This is a genomic window from Gemmatimonadota bacterium (genome assembly GCA_026706845.1).
GTDB lineage: Bacteria > Latescibacterota > UBA2968 > UBA2968 > UBA2968 > VXRD01.
Genome location: JAPOXY010000044.1, coordinates 1 through 2,987 on the forward strand (window position 1 = coordinate 1; position 2,987 = coordinate 2,987).

Genomic DNA, 2,987 nt, shown 5'->3' on the forward strand with positions numbered 1-2,987 from the left:
TCGTACTCGCGGGCCGGGGGGTACGCGGGGGATGGCGATCGATAAGGGATATGTTGAGAAAAAACGGGACCGTGGGATCGCGTTTTTGGAGAAAGTCCATTGCTCTGTCGATACACCAGAAGGTGTGCATCTGTTCTTCGGGCAAGTGGTGTGGACGGCCAACCCATCCATTGGAGGAAATACCGTGGGCCATGCCGGGATGTACTTCGTTGCGGTTGTGATATTGCTGTAGCCATTCGACATAGTCGTTGTGGGCGCCCCGGGTGGCATCGGCCAGTTGCATGTGATCGAAGCCATAGCGCTTGCGGGCGGGGGATAGGTGGAGTTTGCCGATCATTTCTGTTTGATACCCCGCTCTGGACAATTCGCCGGCGAGGGTGTGAGTCGGATGCCACTGGGCGCTTTTGAATCCGACAACGCCATTTGCTGCGGGGGCGGTGCCGGTCATCAGGCAACGGCGAGCGGGGATACAACTGGGGCATTCGGAATATCCTCGGTGAAAGTGCGTGCCCGTGCGGGCAATCCAGTCCAGGTTGGGTGTTTGCAGACACGAGGGACTACACGGGTCGAGACCTATGCAGTCGCCGCGTTGCTGGTCGGTCATGATGAGCAGGATATTTGGTCGAGAGTCTGACATATTATTCTCCGCAGGGAATGACGGGTAGCGTGATGTGAGAAGGATATGCTTTTGAGTGATAGACGGTCTGATGGGCCTGGCGCATCTCGGTCTCACGACCCAGCGAGCCGCCTGTATTGAGGTTGCGGTCAAACCGGGGAAAATTGGAAGAAGATATTTCGAGGCGGATACGGTGGCCTTTTTTGAAGACGTTTCCGGTTACGCCGAGGTCAATTTCATAGGCATATATGCTGCCGGGTTTGAGCAAGGTGGGGTTGGTGAGGCTTTCCCGAAAGCGCGCGCGCAGGATGCCGTCGCAGAGGTTCATAGCATATCCAGTGGGCGATACATCGACGAGCTTGGCGGTCCAGTCCGTGTCTGTGCAGTCGGTGGCGGCGTAGATGACGGCTTTGATGGGACCCGTGACTTCCAGGGCTGTTTCAAGGGGATCGCTGGTGTAACAGAGTACGTCGCTTCGCATCTCTACGGGACGCTGGTCATAGGGACCCCACGGTACGATGTGGGGAGAGCAACAGTTGTTGCCGCCCATCGTGGGGACCGGGTAGTGCGGGTCGTAAGTGTAGTGGTCGGGTGATTCGTTCTCCGGCGATGCTGTGGCGAGCGTGCCATTGCCGAGTAGCGTATTGGCACTGCCGCCGGAGTGCAGGTGCCATTTTTGCCATTGGGTTCTCGCAAGTGGCCATTCGCGTTCGTCGCGCCACTGGTTGATGCCCATGATGAAGAGACGCAAAGGCGGTTCATCCGCGATGCCATTGTCAATACCCTTGAGCCAGTGGTCAAACCAGCGCTGTTCAAGGCTTTCCAGATCAACCATTGACGGTGCCCCGAAGTCAATGTCTCCGGTTTTGGGCGATAGGCTGAGAGAATGTGGCCAGGGACCGACGATGAGTTTGCTCTTTTTTGCTTCTTCGGTGCGACCGTGCAGGCGCAGGCCGTTGAAGTTGGTGAAGGTCTGTGCCGCGTAAAGATCGTACCAGCCGCCCATGTTGAACGCGGGGACGGCGATTTCACTCCATTTGGTTTCGTCGTTGAATTGCTCCCAATATTCGTCGTAAGCGGCATGTTCGACCCAGTCTTTCCAGAAGTTCAGGGTGCGGCCCGCCTGTTCGTCCATTTCGATGAGGGGCAGTGCGCGGAATGCTTCGGTCCAGTTGTGGAATTCAATGGTCTGCGCGGTGCGAGCGTTGGTGCGCATGCCCCAGGTCATCATGACGTTGAGTTGGAAAGCCCCTCCGGGGTGGACCAGGCCGGAGTAATAATCGGTACATATAACGCGGGGCGTGATGCATTTGAGGTACTGGCTGCGATATGGCGCACTGCGCCACTGGACCGTGCCGCCATAGGAACTACCAGCCATGCCGATTTTGCCATTGCACCATTCCTGTTTACCGATCCATTCCTGAGTGTCGTACCCGTCTTCGCCCTCTCGAAAGGCGTAATAGTCCCCTTCTGAGTCCCACCGCCCACGACAATCTTGAATAATGCAGGCATAACCATTGTTGGCAAGCCGCCGGGCTTTTTCAACCATGTTGTCGGCATTGTTGCTATAAGGCGTTCGCATAAGCACGGTGGGGAATTTGCCGCGTGCTCGAGGCAGATAGATATCGGCAGAGAGATTGATACCGTCCCGCATGGGCACTTTTACGTCTAATTGCATGTTGACGTCGTAATTGGTCTGCATAGAAACCTCCAATAGTGGATTTCAGCGCGAATCTCGTTGGCGCTGTTCCAGTCACCAATTTCCCTGGGAAGGTAGGTGTGTTCACCCTGTTCGGCTTCTGAGAGCATCCATTCAGCCAGAATGGTACCGTCCTGGAATTTAGTGAGGTCCATGGTGCCTCCTTTACCGTTAATTTGATGGCTGTCCCAAAATATAAAACGCCACAGCCACAAAGTCAGTTACATTTTTTTAGCAATAGTTCGACTATATGTGAAAAAAATGGAAACTGAGACAAATTTTGAACTTCAGGACAAACTTTAGGTGGAGAAAACGTCAGAATAATTGTTTATTTTAAACAATATTATGAACAGTTTTAAGTGGCGCCTGCGCCACATTCCTTAACAAGCTGAGTACACCGATCTAATACCCTGCGTGACATCCGTTGTTAATGTGGGTAAGTCGTAGAACATTTTTCAACAGGAGGAAGCATTATGAAACGTTTGATCATTGCGACATGTTTGGGGCTGGGGCTGGTTGGCTCAGCCATTGCTGGACCCCTGACACAGGGTATAGAATTTACGGGCGGTGAAAATAGCCTGGCAAGTCTGATGCTGCAACGCACGCAAAATATCGTTGCTGAAGATGGCGTTTTGAAGTTGCAGGTCTCTATCAATTACGCGCAGAAATTGA

Annotated in this window: 4 protein-coding genes; 1 reads left to right on the plus strand and 3 read right to left on the minus strand. The window is 53.6% G+C overall.

Annotated features, from left to right (window positions below):
- The 3 genes from OXG87_04540 to OXG87_04550 all read right to left on the minus strand — a co-directional run.
- A partial coding sequence (locus tag OXG87_04540; protein MCY3868802.1) for a sulfatase-like hydrolase/transferase occupies nucleotides 1-637 on the minus strand: 637 nt, incomplete at its 3' end.
- A gap of 1 nt (nucleotide 638) precedes the next feature.
- Complete coding sequence (locus OXG87_04545; protein MCY3868803.1) at nucleotides 639-2,318, minus strand: CocE/NonD family hydrolase; 1,680 nt, start codon at nucleotides 2,316-2,318, stop codon at nucleotides 639-641.
- Nucleotides 2,285-2,470, minus strand: a complete 186-nt coding sequence (locus OXG87_04550; protein ID MCY3868804.1) for a hypothetical protein — start codon at nucleotides 2,468-2,470, stop codon at nucleotides 2,285-2,287. The genes OXG87_04545 and OXG87_04550 overlap by 34 nt, the downstream gene beginning before the upstream one ends.
- A gap of 318 nt (nucleotides 2,471-2,788) precedes the next feature.
- On the opposite strand from OXG87_04550, the gene OXG87_04555 reads away from it, so the two are divergent.
- A partial coding sequence (locus OXG87_04555; GenBank protein MCY3868805.1) for a hypothetical protein occupies nucleotides 2,789-2,987 on the plus strand: 199 nt, incomplete at its 3' end.